The organism is Streptococcus oralis (genome assembly GCF_023109005.1).
Taxonomy (GTDB): Bacteria; Bacillota; Bacilli; order Lactobacillales; family Streptococcaceae; genus Streptococcus; species Streptococcus oralis_BU.
In genome coordinates this window covers 1-13035 of sequence record NZ_JALDTU010000006.1, presented here as the reverse complement: position 1 = coordinate 13035, position 13035 = coordinate 1, and the positions used below count along the sequence as shown (strand labels likewise).

Sequence of the window (13035 nt, the reverse complement as noted above, 5' to 3'; positions counted from 1 at the left end):
AAGAAAAATATCTTAGGGTATTTTATTTTTATAATTGAAAGGCGTGAACGATGTGAACATGTCTTTGCGGGTGCTTAGGAAAAAAATTATAAGTATGTCAAGTTTGGAAAGACTTGATTGTTGGAGGATTTTTTAGATGAACGAATTTGAAGATTTGCTAAATAGCGTTAGCCAAGTTGAGCCTGGTGATGTTGTTAGTGCTGAAGTATTGACAGTTGATGCGACTCAAGCTAACGTTGCAATCTCTGGGACTGGTGTTGAAGGTGTCTTGACTCTTCGCGAATTGACAAACGATCGCGATGCAGATATCAATGACTTTGTGAAAGTAGGAGAAGTATTAGATGTTCTTGTACTTCGTCAAGTAGTTGGTAAAGATACTGATACAGTTACATACCTTGTATCTAAAAAACGCCTTGAAGCTCGCAAAGCATGGGACAAACTTGTAGGACGCGAAGAAGAAGTTGTTACTGTTAAAGGAACTCGTGCCGTTAAAGGTGGACTTTCAGTAGAATTTGAAGGTGTTCGCGGATTCATCCCAGCTTCAATGTTGGATACTCGTTTTGTACGTAACACTGAGCGTTTCGTAGGTCAAGAATTTGATGCTAAAATCAAAGAAGTTGATCCTAAAGAAAACCGCTTCATCCTTTCACGTCGTGAAGTTGTTGAAGCAGCTACTGCAGCAGCTCGTGCTGAAGTATTCAGTAAATTAGCTGTTGGTGATGTAGTAACTGGTAAAGTTGCTCGTATCACTAGCTTCGGTGCTTTCATCGATCTCGGTGGTGTTGACGGATTGGTTCACTTGACTGAATTGTCACACGAACGTAACGTGTCACCTAAATCAGTTGTAACTGTTGGTGAAGAAATCGAAGTTAAAGTCCTTGATCTTAATGAAGAAGAAGGACGCGTATCCCTTTCACTTAAAGCAACAACACCTGGACCATGGGATGGCGTTGAGCAAAAATTGGCTAAAGGTGATGTAGTAGAAGGAACAGTTAAACGTTTGACTGACTTCGGTGCATTTGTTGAAGTATTGCCAGGTATCGATGGACTTGTTCACGTATCACAAATTTCACACAAACGTATCGAAAATCCAAAAGAAGCTCTTACTGTTGGTCAAGAAGTTACTGTTAAAGTCCTTGATGTTAACGCTGACGCAGAACGTGTATCACTTTCTATCAAAGCTCTTGAAGAACGTCCAGCTCAAGAAGAAGGACAAAAAGAAGAAAAACGTGCTGCTCGTCCACGTCGTCCAAAACGTCAAGAAAAACGTGATTTCGAACTTCCAGAAACACAAACAGGATTCTCAATGGCTGACTTGTTCGGTGATATCGAACTTTAATCAAATTGATAATCGCAAAATCCTTTGTTTAAAACAAGGGATTTTTCTTTTGTCTCTTTCCCATTTTTGATATAATAGTTCTATGTTAGATTCAGAAAAACAATCACAATATCAATTGTTAAATGAGGAACTCTCTTATTTACTTGAAGGTGAGAGCAATGTTCTTGCCAATCTTTCGAATGCTAGTGCCCTCCTAAAATCTCGCTTTCCGAATACTGTATTTGCAGGTTTTTATCTGTTTGATGGTAGCGAGTTGGTTTTAGGTCCTTTTCAGGGTGGTGTTTCTTGTATTCGCATTCCGCTTGGAAAAGGCGTATGTGGAGAAGCTGCTGAGTTTCAAGAGACTGTTTTAGTTGGCGATGTGAGCACCTATCCAAACTACATTTCTTGTGATAGTATGGCCAAGAGTGAAATCGTAGTTCCCATGCTTAAGAATGGTCGATTGCTGGGTGTCTTAGACCTGGATTCTTCACTTATTGATGATTACAATGCCATTGACCGTGATTACTTGGAACAATTTGTCGCTATTTTGCTTGAGAAGACAGAATGGGACTTTACGATGTTTGAGGAGAAAGCCTAATGTATCAAGCACTTTATCGAAAATATAGAAGCCAAACTTTTTCACAACTGGTAGGTCAAGAGGTTGTGGCTAAAACCCTAAAACAAGCGGTCGAGCAGGAAAAGATTAGTCATGCCTATCTCTTCTCAGGCCCTCGTGGAACTGGGAAAACTAGCGTAGCCAAGATTTTTGCTAAGGCCATGAACTGCCCAAATCAAGTGGATGGAGAACCATGTAATCACTGCTATATCTGTCAGGCAGTGACAGAAGGTAGCCTAGAAGATGTTATTGAAATGGATGCAGCTTCGAATAACGGTGTCGATGAAATCCGTGAAATTCGTGACAAATCTACCTATGCACCTAGCTTAGCACGTTACAAGGTCTATATTATTGACGAGGTCCATATGCTGTCTACGGGAGCCTTCAATGCGCTTTTGAAGACGCTTGAGGAGCCAACTCAGAATGTTGTCTTTATCTTGGCGACCACTGAATTGCATAAGATTCCTGCAACCATTTTATCGCGTGTTCAACGTTTTGAGTTCAAATCGATTAAAACTCAAGATATCAAGGAGCATATTTATCATATTCTAGAAAAAGAAAATATCAGTTCTGAACCGGAGGCTGTGGAAATCATTGCCAGACGAGCTGAAGGTGGAATGCGGGATGCCTTGTCCATTCTGGATCAAGCTTTGAGTTTAACACAGGGAAATGAGCTCACGACTGCTATCTCTGAGGAGATTACAGGCACCATTAGTCTATCAGCACTAGATGATTATGTAGCTGCCTTGTCTCAGCAGGATGTTCCAAAAGCGCTTGATTCTCTGAATCTTTTATTTGAGAATGGCAAGAGCATGACTCGTTTTGTGACGGATCTCTTGCAGTATTTGCGTGATTTACTGGTCGTCCAGACGGGTGGCGAAAATACTCATCACAGTCCAGTTTTTATGGACAATCTAGCTCTGTCTCAGGAAAGTCTCTTTGAAATGATTCGAATAGCGACTGTGAGCTTGGCAGATATGAAAGCTAGTCTACAACCTAAGATTTATGCTGAGATGATGACCATTCGTTTAGCTGAAATTAAGCCTGAACCAGTGCTTTCAGGAGCTGTCGAAAGTGAAATTTCTGCACTGAGACAGGAAGTAGTTCGTCTCAAGCAAGAACTTGCTAATGTTGGAACGGTGCCTAAACAAGTGGCGCCAGTTTCTAGCCTTCCAGCTACTTCCAAGACAGTCTATCGAGTGGATCGCAACAAAGTTCAGACTATCCTGCAAGAAGCTGTCGAAAATCCTGATTTGGCACGGCAAAACTTGATTCGCCTCCAAAATTCATGGGGAGAAGTGATTGAAAGCTTAGCTGGTCCGGATAAGGCTCTGCTCGTTGGTTCTCAACCAGTTGCGGCAAACGAACACCATGCTATTTTAGCCTTTGAGTCTAATTTCAATGCAGGGCAAACCATGAAACGGGACAATCTCAATACCATGTTTGGGAACATCCTCAGTCAGGCAGCAGGTTTTTCACCTGAAATCTTGGCGATTTCCTTAGAGGAATGGAAAGAGGTTCGAGCGGCCTTTTCAGCTAAAGCTAAATCTTCTCAAGTTGAAAAAGAAGCAGAAGACAGTCTGATTCCAGAAGGATTTGAATTTTTGGCTGATAAAGTGAAGGTAGAGGAAGACTAAAGAAAGATTTCATGATACAATAAGTTTATGAATAGACAACAATTTATTATGATAGCGTTATTTACAGCTGCTGAGACTTATTTTTTCAATGAAGCCTGGATGACTGGTCGCTATATTATGGCAGCCTTTTGGGCCATTCTACTCTTTCGAAATTTTAGGTTAAGTTACGTGATGGGGAAAATAGTAGATGCTATTGATCAGCACCTAAACCGCAAGGACTAGCTCCCAGCTTCTAGACAAAATCAAAGCCTTTTAGGCTTTTTTTTGTTATACTAGTAGAGTATATTTATGGACCTTTTCTTGTGTTTTTTAGAGAAATGTAAGTGATTTCTCTAATGATAAAGGAAGTAGGCCAGAAAAAGAAAGGAATTATCATGTCAGTATTAGAGATCAAAGATCTTCACGTTGAGATTGAAGGAAAAGAAATTTTGAAAGGAGTCAATCTGACTCTGAAAACAGGAGAAATCGCAGCTATCATGGGACCAAATGGTACTGGTAAATCGACTCTTTCAGCCGCTATCATGGGAAATCCTAACTATGAGGTTACCAAAGGTGAAGTCTTGTTTGATGGTGTAAATATCCTTGAGTTGGAAGTGGACGAACGCGCGCGTATGGGACTTTTCCTTGCTATGCAATACCCATCTGAAATTCCAGGAATTACTAACGCTGAGTTTCTTCGTGCAGCTATGAATGCTGGTAAAGAAGACGATGAAAAGATTTCAATTCGTGAGTTCATCGCTAAACTAGACGAGAAGATGGAATTGCTCAACATGAAAGAAGAAATGGCAGAGCGTTACCTCAACGAAGGTTTCTCTGGTGGTGAGAAAAAACGTAATGAAATTCTTCAACTCTTGATGTTGGAACCTACATTTGCCCTTTTGGATGAGATTGACTCAGGTCTTGATATTGATGCCCTTAAAGTCGTATCGAAAGGTGTGAATGCTATGCGTGGTGAAGGTTTTGGTGCTATGATTATCACTCACTACCAACGTCTTTTGAACTACATCACACCAGACGTGGTACACGTGATGATGGAAGGTCGTGTTGTCCTTTCTGGTGGTCCAGAATTGGCTGCGCGTCTAGAACGTGAAGGATACGCAAAACTAGCTGAAGAACTTGGCTACGACTACAAGGAAGAATTGTAATTTCCTCGTATCTTTTAGGAGAAGTAAATGACTAAAGAAACTATTAAACTTTTTTCAGAAACGCACGCTGAACCAAGCTGGTTGTCAGACCTCCGTCAAAAAGCTTTTGATAAGATTGAAAGTTTGGAATTACCAGTCATTGAGCGTGTCAAATTTCACCGTTGGAATCTGGGGGATGGAATCATCATAGAAAGTGAGCCTTCAGCAAATGTTCCAGATTTCACTGCACTAGATAATCACTTGAAATTGGTACAAGTTGGAACGCAAACTGTTTTTGAACAAACACCAGTTGAATTGGCTGAACAGGGTGTTATCTTTACAGACTTCCATTCAGCTTTAGAAGAAATTCCAGAGCTTATCGAGGAATTCTTCATGTCATCTGTTAAGTATGATGATGACAAGTTGGCAGCCTACCATACAGCTTACTTTAACAGTGGTGCTGTTCTCTACATTCCTGATAATGTTGAGATTTCTGAACCAATCGAAGGAATTTTCTACCAAGACAGCGATAGCGATGTGCCATTTAACAAGCATATACTTATCATTGTTGGTAAAAACTCTAAAATAAGCTATCTTGAACGTCTAGAGTCACGAGGTGGAGGCAGTGCAAAAGCAACTGCCAATATCACAGTTGAAGTGATTGCTCGTTCTGGTGCGCAAGTGAAGTTTGCTGCCATTGACCGTCTAGGTGAAAATGTCACTGCCTACATTAGCCGTCGTGGTAAACTAGGCAACGATGCAAGCATTGACTGGGCAATCGGTGTCATGAACGAAGGAAATGTCGTTGCGGACTTTGATAGCGACTTGATTGGGAATGGTAGCCATGCTGACCTTAAAGCCGTAGCTCTTTCAAGTGGTCGTCAGGTACAAGGGATTGATACGCGAGTGACTAACTACGGATGCAATTCTATCGGAAATATCCTCCAACATGGGGTTATCCTTGAAAAAGCAACTTTGACCTTCAATGGTATCGGTCACATCATCAAGGGCGCTAAGGGAGCGGATGCGCAACAAGAAAGCCGTGTTCTCATGCTTTCAGACCAGGCTCGTTCAGATGCTAACCCAATTCTTTTGATTGACGAAAATGACGTTACTGCAGGACACGCGGCCTCTATCGGTCAGGTGGATCCAGAAGACATGTACTATCTCATGAGCCGTGGTTTGGATAAGGCAACAGCAGAACGCTTGGTTGTCCGTGGATTCCTTGGATCTGTTATCGTTGAGATTCCAGTTAAGGAAGTTCGTGATGAAATGATTGCAACCATCGAAGAAAAATTGTCAAAACGCTAAGGGGAAGCCTATGTTAGATGTAGAAGCGATTCGCAAGGATTTTCCAATTTTAGACCAGATTGTCAATGATGAACCTCTGGTCTATCTGGACAATGCTGCGACGACACAAAAACCACTAGCAGTTCTTGAAACGATTAACCGCTACTATGAGAAAGACAATGCCAACGTTCACCGTGGTGTTCATACCTTGGCTGAGCGAGCAACAGCTTCTTATGAAGCTGCTCGTGAAACCATTCGTAAGTTTATCAATGCAGGCTCTACAAAGGAAGTTCTCTTTACCAGAGGAACGACAACCAGTCTTAACTGGGTGGCACGCTTTGCTGAGGAAATTTTGACTGAGGGAGACCAGGTCTTGATTTCTATCATGGAACACCATTCTAATATTATTCCTTGGCAGGAAGCCTGCCGTAAGACTGGAGCAGAGCTTGTCTATGTTTATCTCAAGGACGGTGCCTTGGATATGGATGACTTGCGAGCTAAATTGACTGATAAGGTTAAATTTGTTTCCCTAGCTCATGCTTCCAATGTTCTTGGTGTGGTCAATCCGATCAAGGAAATCACTCAATTAGCCCACCAAGTTGGAGCTATCATGGTGGTGGATGGTGCTCAATCTACGCCTCATATGAAGATTGATGTCCAGGACTTGGATGTGGACTTCTTTGCCTTTTCGGGTCACAAGATGGCTGGTCCGACTGGTATCGGTGTTCTGTACGGAAAAGAGAAGTATTTAGAACAAATGTCACCAGTTGAGTTTGGTGGAGAGATGATTGATTTCGTCTACGAGCAATCTGCTAGTTGGAAGGAATTGCCTTGGAAATTTGAGGCTGGAACGCCAAATATGGCGGGTGCAATCGGACTTGCTGCTGCCGTGGATTATCTAGAAAAGATTGGTATGGATGCGATTGAAGCTCATGAACAAGAATTGATAGCCTACGTCTTTCCAAAACTACAGGCCATTGAAGGTTTGACCATTTACGGTTCACAGAACTTGGCTCAACGTTCAGGTGTCATTGCTTTTAACTTAGGGGATCTTCATCCTCACGATCTTGCGACGGCTCTGGATTATGAAGGAGTAGCTGTTCGTGCTGGTCACCACTGTGCACAACCCTTGCTTCAGTATTTGGATGTCCCAGCAACAGCTCGCGCAAGTTTTTATATCTACAATACCAAGGCAGATTGCGACAAGCTAGTCGATGCCTTACAAAAGACAAAGGAGTTTTTCAATGGCACTTTCTAAACTTGATAGCCTCTATATGGCAGTGGTAGCGGACCATTCGAAAAATCCTCACCATCAAGGGAAGTTAGAAGATGCTGAACAAATCAGTCTCAACAATCCTACCTGTGGTGATGTCATCAACCTCTCTGTCAAGTTTAACGAGGAAGATCGCTTGGAAGATATCGCTTTTCTAAACTCTGGTTGTACCATCTCAACTGCCTCTGCAAGCATGATGACAGATGCTGTTTTGGGCAAGACCAAACAAGAAATTCTAGAACTTGCAACCATCTTTTCTGAAATGGTTCAAGGGCAAAAAGATGAGCGTCAAGACCAACTTGGAGACGCGGCATTCTTATCAGGTGTTGCCAAATTCCCGCAACGGATTAAGTGTGCAACTCTAGCTTGGAATGCACTTAAGAAAACAATTGAAAATCAAGAAAAACAGTAAGGCAAGTTTCTTTTGTCTTATAAATCATTAAAAATGAAGAATGAAAGAAAGGATATTATGGCTGAAGAAAGAGTAGAACCAAAACCAATTGATCTTGGTGAATATAAATTTGGTTTCCATGATGATGTAGAGCCTGTCCTATCGACAGGAAAAGGACTCAACGAAGGTGTTATTCGTGAATTATCTGCTGCCAAGGGTGAGCCAGAGTGGATGTTGGAATTCCGTTTGAAGTCTTATGAAACCTTCAAGAAAATGCCCATGCAAACTTGGGGAGCGGACTTGTCAGAGATTGACTTTGATGACTTGATCTATTACCAAAAACCATCTGATAAACCTGCCCGTTCTTGGGATGATGTACCTGAAAAGATCAAAGAAACCTTTGAACGTATCGGTATTCCAGAAGCTGAACGTGCCTATCTGGCCGGAGCTTCTGCCCAGTATGAGTCAGAAGTGGTATACCACAACATGAAGGAAGAGTTTGAGAAGTTAGGAATTATATTTACAGATACGGATTCTGCCCTCAAGGAATACCCAGACTTGTTTAAACAATACTTTGCGAAGTTGGTACCGCCGACAGATAACAAGTTGGCTGCCCTCAACTCAGCAGTATGGTCTGGTGGAACCTTTATATACGTACCAAAAGGGGTCAAGGTAGACATTCCACTTCAAACTTACTTCCGTATCAACAACGAAAATACTGGTCAGTTTGAACGTACCTTGATTATCGTTGATGAGGGAGCAAGTGTTCATTATGTAGAAGGATGTACAGCACCAACTTATTCAAGTAACAGCTTGCATGCTGCCATCGTAGAAATCTTTGCCTTAGATGGAGCTTACATGCGCTATACAACCATCCAAAACTGGTCTGATAACGTCTATAACTTGGTTACAAAACGTGCGAAGGCTCAAAAGGATGCGACTGTTGAGTGGATTGATGGAAACTTGGGTGCCAAAACAACCATGAAATACCCATCTGTTTACCTTGATGGAGAAGGAGCGCGTGGCACCATGCTCTCTATTGCCTTTGCCAATGCTGGCCAACACCAAGATACGGGTGCCAAGATGATTCACAACGCTCCACATACAAGCTCGTCTATCGTGTCTAAATCCATCGCTAAAGGTGGAGGAAAGGTGGACTACCGTGGACAAGTAACCTTTAACAAGAACTCTAAGAAATCTGTTTCTCACATCGAGTGTGATACCATTATCATGGATGACTTATCAGCGTCAGATACCATTCCATTTAATGAAATCCACAACTCGCAAGTTGCTTTGGAACACGAAGCCAAGGTATCTAAGATTTCAGAAGAACAACTCTATTACCTCATGAGCCGTGGATTGTCAGAATCTGAGGCGACCGAGATGATTGTCATGGGATTTGTAGAGCCCTTCACAAAAGAACTTCCAATGGAATACGCAGTTGAGCTTAACCGCTTGATTAGCTATGAAATGGAAGGTTCAGTCGGATAAGAATATGCAAAATCTGAACAGGAATCCTTCCTGTTCAGATTTTTTTTCAAAAAAGAACCTAATAAATATTCACAAAAATACTTTTATATGGTAAAATAAAACAATTACATTTAGTGGAGATGAAGTATGAATATTTTTAGAACCAAGGATGTTAGTCTGGGGCGAACGGAAATGCGTCGCCATTTGAAATTATGGGATTTGATTCTATTAGGGATCGGTGCCATGGTAGGGACGGGGATTTTCACCATTACAGGAACAGCGGCAGCTACACTAGCTGGTCCATCACTAGTGGTTTCCATTGTGATTTCTGCCCTATGTGTTTCTTTATCAGCCCTCTTTTTTGCTGAATTTGCCTCGCGTGTTCCTGCAACTGGGGGCGCGTATAGCTATCTCTATGCGATTTTAGGAGAATTACCAGCATGGATTGCTGGCTGGTTGACCATCATGGAATTTATGACAGCTGTTTCAGGTGTGGCGTCTGGTTGGGCAGCTTACTTTAAGGGTTTGCTCAGTAATTATGGTATCTCCATGCCCCAAGCCTTAAATGGTACTTTTAACCCCGAACAAGGCACCTATATCGACCTTCTACCTATTTTGGTGCTGATCTTGGTAACAGGATTGGTTTTATTAAATTCCAAGGCAGCCTTACGCTTTAATTCGCTTCTAGTAATCTTGAAATTCTCTGCTCTAGCCTTATTTATCCTAGTTGGTATTTGGTACATCAAACCTGAAAATTGGTCGAATTTTGCTCCTTTTGGCTTTGGCCAGATTTATGGAGGAAGCACTGGGATTATGGCAGGTGCATCTTTGATGTTCTTTGGATTTCTCGGATTTGAGTCTATTTCCATGGCAGTTGATGAAATTCAAAGTCCGCAAAAAAATATTCCTCGCGGAATTGTCCTTTCTCTGACAATCGTCACCATTCTCTATGCTTTGGTAACATTAGTATTGACAGGGATTGTTCACTACAGTAAGCTCAATGTGGACGATGCAGTAGCCTTCTCTTTGCGTAGTATCGGGATTGGCTGGGCAGCAAATTATGTTTCGCTTGTAGCCATTCTAACCCTGATAACGGTATGTATTTCCATGACTTATGCTTTGTCTCGGATGATTTATAGCTTAGCACGTGATGGACTTTTACCTCAAAGTTTCAAACAACTAAGCAAGACCAGTCGCGTTCCTAAAAATGCGACCCTCTTAACAGGAGTTGTTTCAGCCCTTGCTGCCGGAGTATTTCCTCTAGCCAGTATTGCAGCCTTCCTAAATATCTGTACGCTAGCTTATCTCATTTTACTAGCCTACGGAATAATAAAACTCAGAAAAGATAAGGGTATGCCCCAAAAAGGAGAGTTTAAAACTCCTTTGGTGCCACTTTTGCCAATCCTTTCCATCCTTATCTGTGTTTCCTTTATGCTTCAATATAGTCTAGATACCTGGATTGCCTTTGGCATTGCTCTTGTAGTTGGTCTAGTCATCTACTTTACTTATGGTTATCATCATTCAACCCTCACAGAAGAAAAATAAAAGCTGGGAATTCCCAGCTTTTTTAATCTTTCACATAAGTAAATCCTTCACCCAGAATTTCATGAGCCTCAGTGATGGTGATAAAGGCTTGAGGGTCGATTTTGTGAATCATGTCCTTCATTTTGACGATTTCGTTTCGACCGACGATACAGTAGATAATTTTTAAATCCTTTTTGCTGTAGTATCCTTGACCAGATATAAAGGTAACGCCACGGCCAAGCTCCCCATTAATCTTATCAGCCAGTTGGTCAGGATATTGAGTAATGATGATAAATCCTTTGCCAGCGTAACCCCCTTCGCCAATAAGGTCGATAACACGAGCGATGATAAAGTCAAACAAGAGGGTATAGGTAACTAGACGAAGATCCTGAAAGATAATCAAAATCAACATTAGGATAAAAAAGTCAATCCCAAAGAGCAATTTACCAATTGAGATATTGGTGTATTTATTGAGGATACGGGCAACAATATCTGAACCACCAGTGGTTCCACCAGCATTAAAGATAATTCCTAAACCAACCCCCAGTAAGACTCCTGAGACCAAAGCGACAATGATGAGATCTCCTTGCAAGTCGATGTGCAAAGGAATACGCTCAAAAATTGCTAGCCAAACGGAAAGTGAAATAGATCCTAAAAGACTGGAGTAGAGGGTCTTAGGTCCAAATATTTTCCAAGCTAGGATAAATAAAGGGATATTAATCAAGAGATTCATCAATGAGACAGGGATTTTAAAAAGATAGTAGGTAATCAAGGTGATACCTGTCGCCCCTCCCTCAAATAGATGATAAGGAACAACAAAGTAGGTGAGACCAAAGGCATAGATAGCTGCTCCAAATATAATCGTAATAATCGGTTGAACTTTTCGAATCATAGCTGTTCCTCGCTTTTCTATAGATAGATTATACCAAAAATTCAGTTTTTTAATTGGATTACTTATGATTTTTTATCATTTTTTTGATATAATAAGGGTGAAAAATCCCAATCCTATTGAGAAGAATAGAAAGATTGAACTTATGACACAAGTAAAAATTGTAACGGACTCTTCTGTTACTATCGAACCAGAAGTAGTTAAAGAATTAAATATCACTATTGTCCCCTTATCAGTTATGATTGATGGCGTAGTCTACTCAGATGCTGATCTAAAAGAGGGGGAATTCCTTCATCTTATGCAACAAAGCAAGAATCTCCCTAAAACGAGTCAACCACCTGTGGGAGTGTTTGCTGAAGTCTTTGAAGAGCTGGGAAAAGATGGCAGTCAGGTTGTTGCTATTCATATGTCTCATGCCTTGTCTGGAACGGTTGAAGCTGCTCGCCAAGGCGCAAGTCTCTCAAGTTCTGATGTGACGGTTATTGATAGTTCCTTTACAGATCAGGCTATGAAGTTTCAAGTTGTTGAAGCTGCAAAACTTGCTAAAGAGAGTAAAGATTTAGAAACTATTCTAGCACATATAGAAGAAGTGAAGAATCACACAGAGCTTTATATCGGTGTTTCGACTCTAGAAAACCTAGTGAAAGGTGGGCGTATTGGACGTGTAACGGGACTATTAAGCTCACTATTAAATATTCGTGTAGTGATGCAGATGAAAAACCACGAACTCCAACCAATCGTCAAAGGACGTGGTGCGAAAACTTTCAAAAAATGGCTTGAAGAGTTAACGGTGGCCCTTACTCATAAATCTGTTGCAGAAATTGGAATTTCCTATGCTGGAACGAATGAATGGGCAAATGAGATGAAGAGTTTATTGCAAGCCTATGTTGAGAAACCAATCTCTGTACTGGAAACTGGCTCTATTATTCAAACTCATACTGGAGAGAATGCTTGGGCAATTCTAATCCGCTATAATTCCTAAAAAAATAGAGAAAAATGTTTGAAATGGCGCTTTTGACTTGACCTATGGGCAATTTTAGGATATGATTATATTTGTTAATCAGAAATTATTTGGAGGATTTGTTAACATGGCAAACAAACAAGATTTGATCGCTAAAGTGGCAGAAGCTACAGACTTGACTAAGAAAGATTCAGCAGCAGCAGTTGACGCTGTATTTGCAGCAGTAACTGAATACCTTGCAGCTGGTGAAAAAGTTCAATTAATTGGTTTTGGTAACTTTGAAGTTCGTGAACGCGCTGCACGTAAAGGTCGCAACCCACAAACTGGTAAAGAAATCGAAATCGCAGCTTCTAAAGTTCCAGCATTCAAAGCTGGTAAAGCTCTTAAAGACGCTGTTAAATAATGAATTTAGAAAAAGCCTATTGTATCAAGCTTTCTAGCTTGTTCAATAGGCTTTTTTTGTTATGTGACTATTAGTCCGTCTCGCTCCGTAAGGTGCGAGACAAATAAACCACCCGCTATGCGGGTGCGCGTCGAAG

The 13035-nt window shown here is 41.2% G+C and carries 13 protein-coding genes; 12 read left to right on the top strand and 1 reads right to left on the bottom strand.

Annotated features, from left to right (window positions below; translation table 11 throughout):
- Positions 1 to 136: 136 nt before the first annotated feature.
- From rpsA to M1F56_RS06660, 10 genes are all read left to right on the top strand, one after another.
- Positions 137 to 1339: a 30S ribosomal protein S1 gene (gene rpsA, locus M1F56_RS06705; RefSeq protein WP_001001620.1), complete on the top strand. Its 1203-nt coding sequence runs from the start codon at positions 137 to 139 to the stop codon at positions 1337 to 1339.
- Positions 1340 to 1421: 82 nt separating this feature from the next.
- Complete coding sequence (locus tag M1F56_RS06700; protein ID WP_000887141.1) at positions 1422 to 1919, top strand: GAF domain-containing protein; 498 nt, start codon at positions 1422 to 1424, stop codon at positions 1917 to 1919.
- Positions 1919 to 3574 carry a DNA polymerase III subunit gamma/tau gene (gene dnaX / locus M1F56_RS06695; protein WP_247917260.1) on the top strand — a complete coding sequence of 552 codons (1656 nt, stop codon included), beginning with the start codon at positions 1919 to 1921 and terminating at the stop codon, positions 3572 to 3574. The genes M1F56_RS06700 and dnaX overlap by 1 nt, the downstream gene beginning before the upstream one ends.
- A 27-nt stretch (positions 3575 to 3601) precedes the next feature.
- Positions 3602 to 3796 carry a DUF3272 domain-containing protein gene (locus tag M1F56_RS06690; protein WP_247917259.1) on the top strand — a complete coding sequence of 65 codons (195 nt, stop codon included), beginning with the start codon at positions 3602 to 3604 and terminating at the stop codon, positions 3794 to 3796.
- A 152-nt stretch (positions 3797 to 3948) separates the two neighbouring features.
- Entirely contained in the window at positions 3949 to 4719 is a 771-nt protein-coding gene (gene sufC / locus M1F56_RS06685) for a Fe-S cluster assembly ATPase SufC (protein ID WP_247917258.1), read from the top strand.
- Between the two features lie 27 nt (positions 4720 to 4746).
- Entirely contained in the window at positions 4747 to 6009 is a 1263-nt protein-coding gene (gene sufD / locus M1F56_RS06680) for a Fe-S cluster assembly protein SufD (protein WP_247917257.1), read from the top strand.
- Positions 6010 to 6019: 10 nt separating this feature from the next.
- Positions 6020 to 7246: a cysteine desulfurase gene (locus tag M1F56_RS06675; protein WP_247917256.1), complete on the top strand. Its 1227-nt coding sequence runs from the start codon at positions 6020 to 6022 to the stop codon at positions 7244 to 7246.
- Entirely contained in the window at positions 7233 to 7673 is a 441-nt protein-coding gene (gene sufU / locus M1F56_RS06670) for a Fe-S cluster assembly sulfur transfer protein SufU (RefSeq protein ID WP_247917255.1), read from the top strand. The genes M1F56_RS06675 and sufU overlap by 14 nt, the downstream gene beginning before the upstream one ends.
- Before the next feature lie 57 nt (positions 7674 to 7730).
- Positions 7731 to 9143: a Fe-S cluster assembly protein SufB gene (gene sufB / locus M1F56_RS06665; RefSeq protein WP_049549257.1), complete on the top strand. Its 1413-nt coding sequence runs from the start codon at positions 7731 to 7733 to the stop codon at positions 9141 to 9143.
- A gap of 126 nt (positions 9144 to 9269) precedes the next feature.
- Entirely contained in the window at positions 9270 to 10667 is a 1398-nt protein-coding gene (locus M1F56_RS06660) for an APC family permease (protein WP_247917254.1), read from the top strand.
- Between the two features lie 22 nt (positions 10668 to 10689).
- Here the strand turns inward: M1F56_RS06660 and M1F56_RS06655 are convergent, their stop codons facing one another.
- A complete protein-coding gene (locus M1F56_RS06655) occupies positions 10690 to 11538 on the bottom strand; it encodes a YitT family protein (RefSeq protein WP_247917253.1) in 849 nt (282 codons plus the stop codon).
- A gap of 142 nt (positions 11539 to 11680) precedes the next feature.
- Between M1F56_RS06655 and M1F56_RS06650 the strand changes: the two genes are divergently transcribed.
- Positions 11681 to 12517 carry a DegV family protein gene (locus M1F56_RS06650; protein ID WP_247917252.1) on the top strand — a complete coding sequence of 279 codons (837 nt, stop codon included), beginning with the start codon at positions 11681 to 11683 and terminating at the stop codon, positions 12515 to 12517.
- A gap of 106 nt (positions 12518 to 12623) precedes the next feature.
- Positions 12624 to 12899 (top strand): HU family DNA-binding protein, encoded by a 276-nt coding sequence (locus tag M1F56_RS06645; protein WP_001284630.1) that lies wholly within the window; start codon positions 12624 to 12626, stop codon positions 12897 to 12899.
- The last annotated feature ends 136 nt before the right edge of the window (positions 12900 to 13035 follow it).

Excerpts from the sequence above, each read along its gene's own strand:
- rpsA (WP_001001620.1), top strand. The coding sequence starts at position 137 with ATGAACGAATTTGAAGATTTGCTAAATAGCGTTAGCCAAGTTGAGCCT.
- M1F56_RS06700 (WP_000887141.1), top strand. The coding sequence starts at position 1,422 with ATGTTAGATTCAGAAAAACAATCACAATATCAATTGTTAAATGAGGAA.
- dnaX (WP_247917260.1), top strand. The coding sequence starts at position 1,919 with ATGTATCAAGCACTTTATCGAAAATATAGAAGCCAAACTTTTTCACAA.
- M1F56_RS06690 (WP_247917259.1), top strand. The coding sequence starts at position 3,602 with ATGAATAGACAACAATTTATTATGATAGCGTTATTTACAGCTGCTGAG.
- sufC (WP_247917258.1), top strand. The coding sequence starts at position 3,949 with ATGTCAGTATTAGAGATCAAAGATCTTCACGTTGAGATTGAAGGAAAA.
- sufD (WP_247917257.1), top strand. The coding sequence starts at position 4,747 with ATGACTAAAGAAACTATTAAACTTTTTTCAGAAACGCACGCTGAACCA.
- M1F56_RS06675 (WP_247917256.1), top strand. The coding sequence starts at position 6,020 with ATGTTAGATGTAGAAGCGATTCGCAAGGATTTTCCAATTTTAGACCAG.
- sufU (WP_247917255.1), top strand. The coding sequence starts at position 7,233 with ATGGCACTTTCTAAACTTGATAGCCTCTATATGGCAGTGGTAGCGGAC.
- sufB (WP_049549257.1), top strand. The coding sequence starts at position 7,731 with ATGGCTGAAGAAAGAGTAGAACCAAAACCAATTGATCTTGGTGAATAT.
- M1F56_RS06660 (WP_247917254.1), top strand. The coding sequence starts at position 9,270 with ATGAATATTTTTAGAACCAAGGATGTTAGTCTGGGGCGAACGGAAATG.
- M1F56_RS06655 (WP_247917253.1), bottom strand. The coding sequence starts at position 11,538 with ATGATTCGAAAAGTTCAACCGATTATTACGATTATATTTGGAGCAGCT.
- M1F56_RS06650 (WP_247917252.1), top strand. The coding sequence starts at position 11,681 with ATGACACAAGTAAAAATTGTAACGGACTCTTCTGTTACTATCGAACCA.
- M1F56_RS06645 (WP_001284630.1), top strand. The coding sequence starts at position 12,624 with ATGGCAAACAAACAAGATTTGATCGCTAAAGTGGCAGAAGCTACAGAC.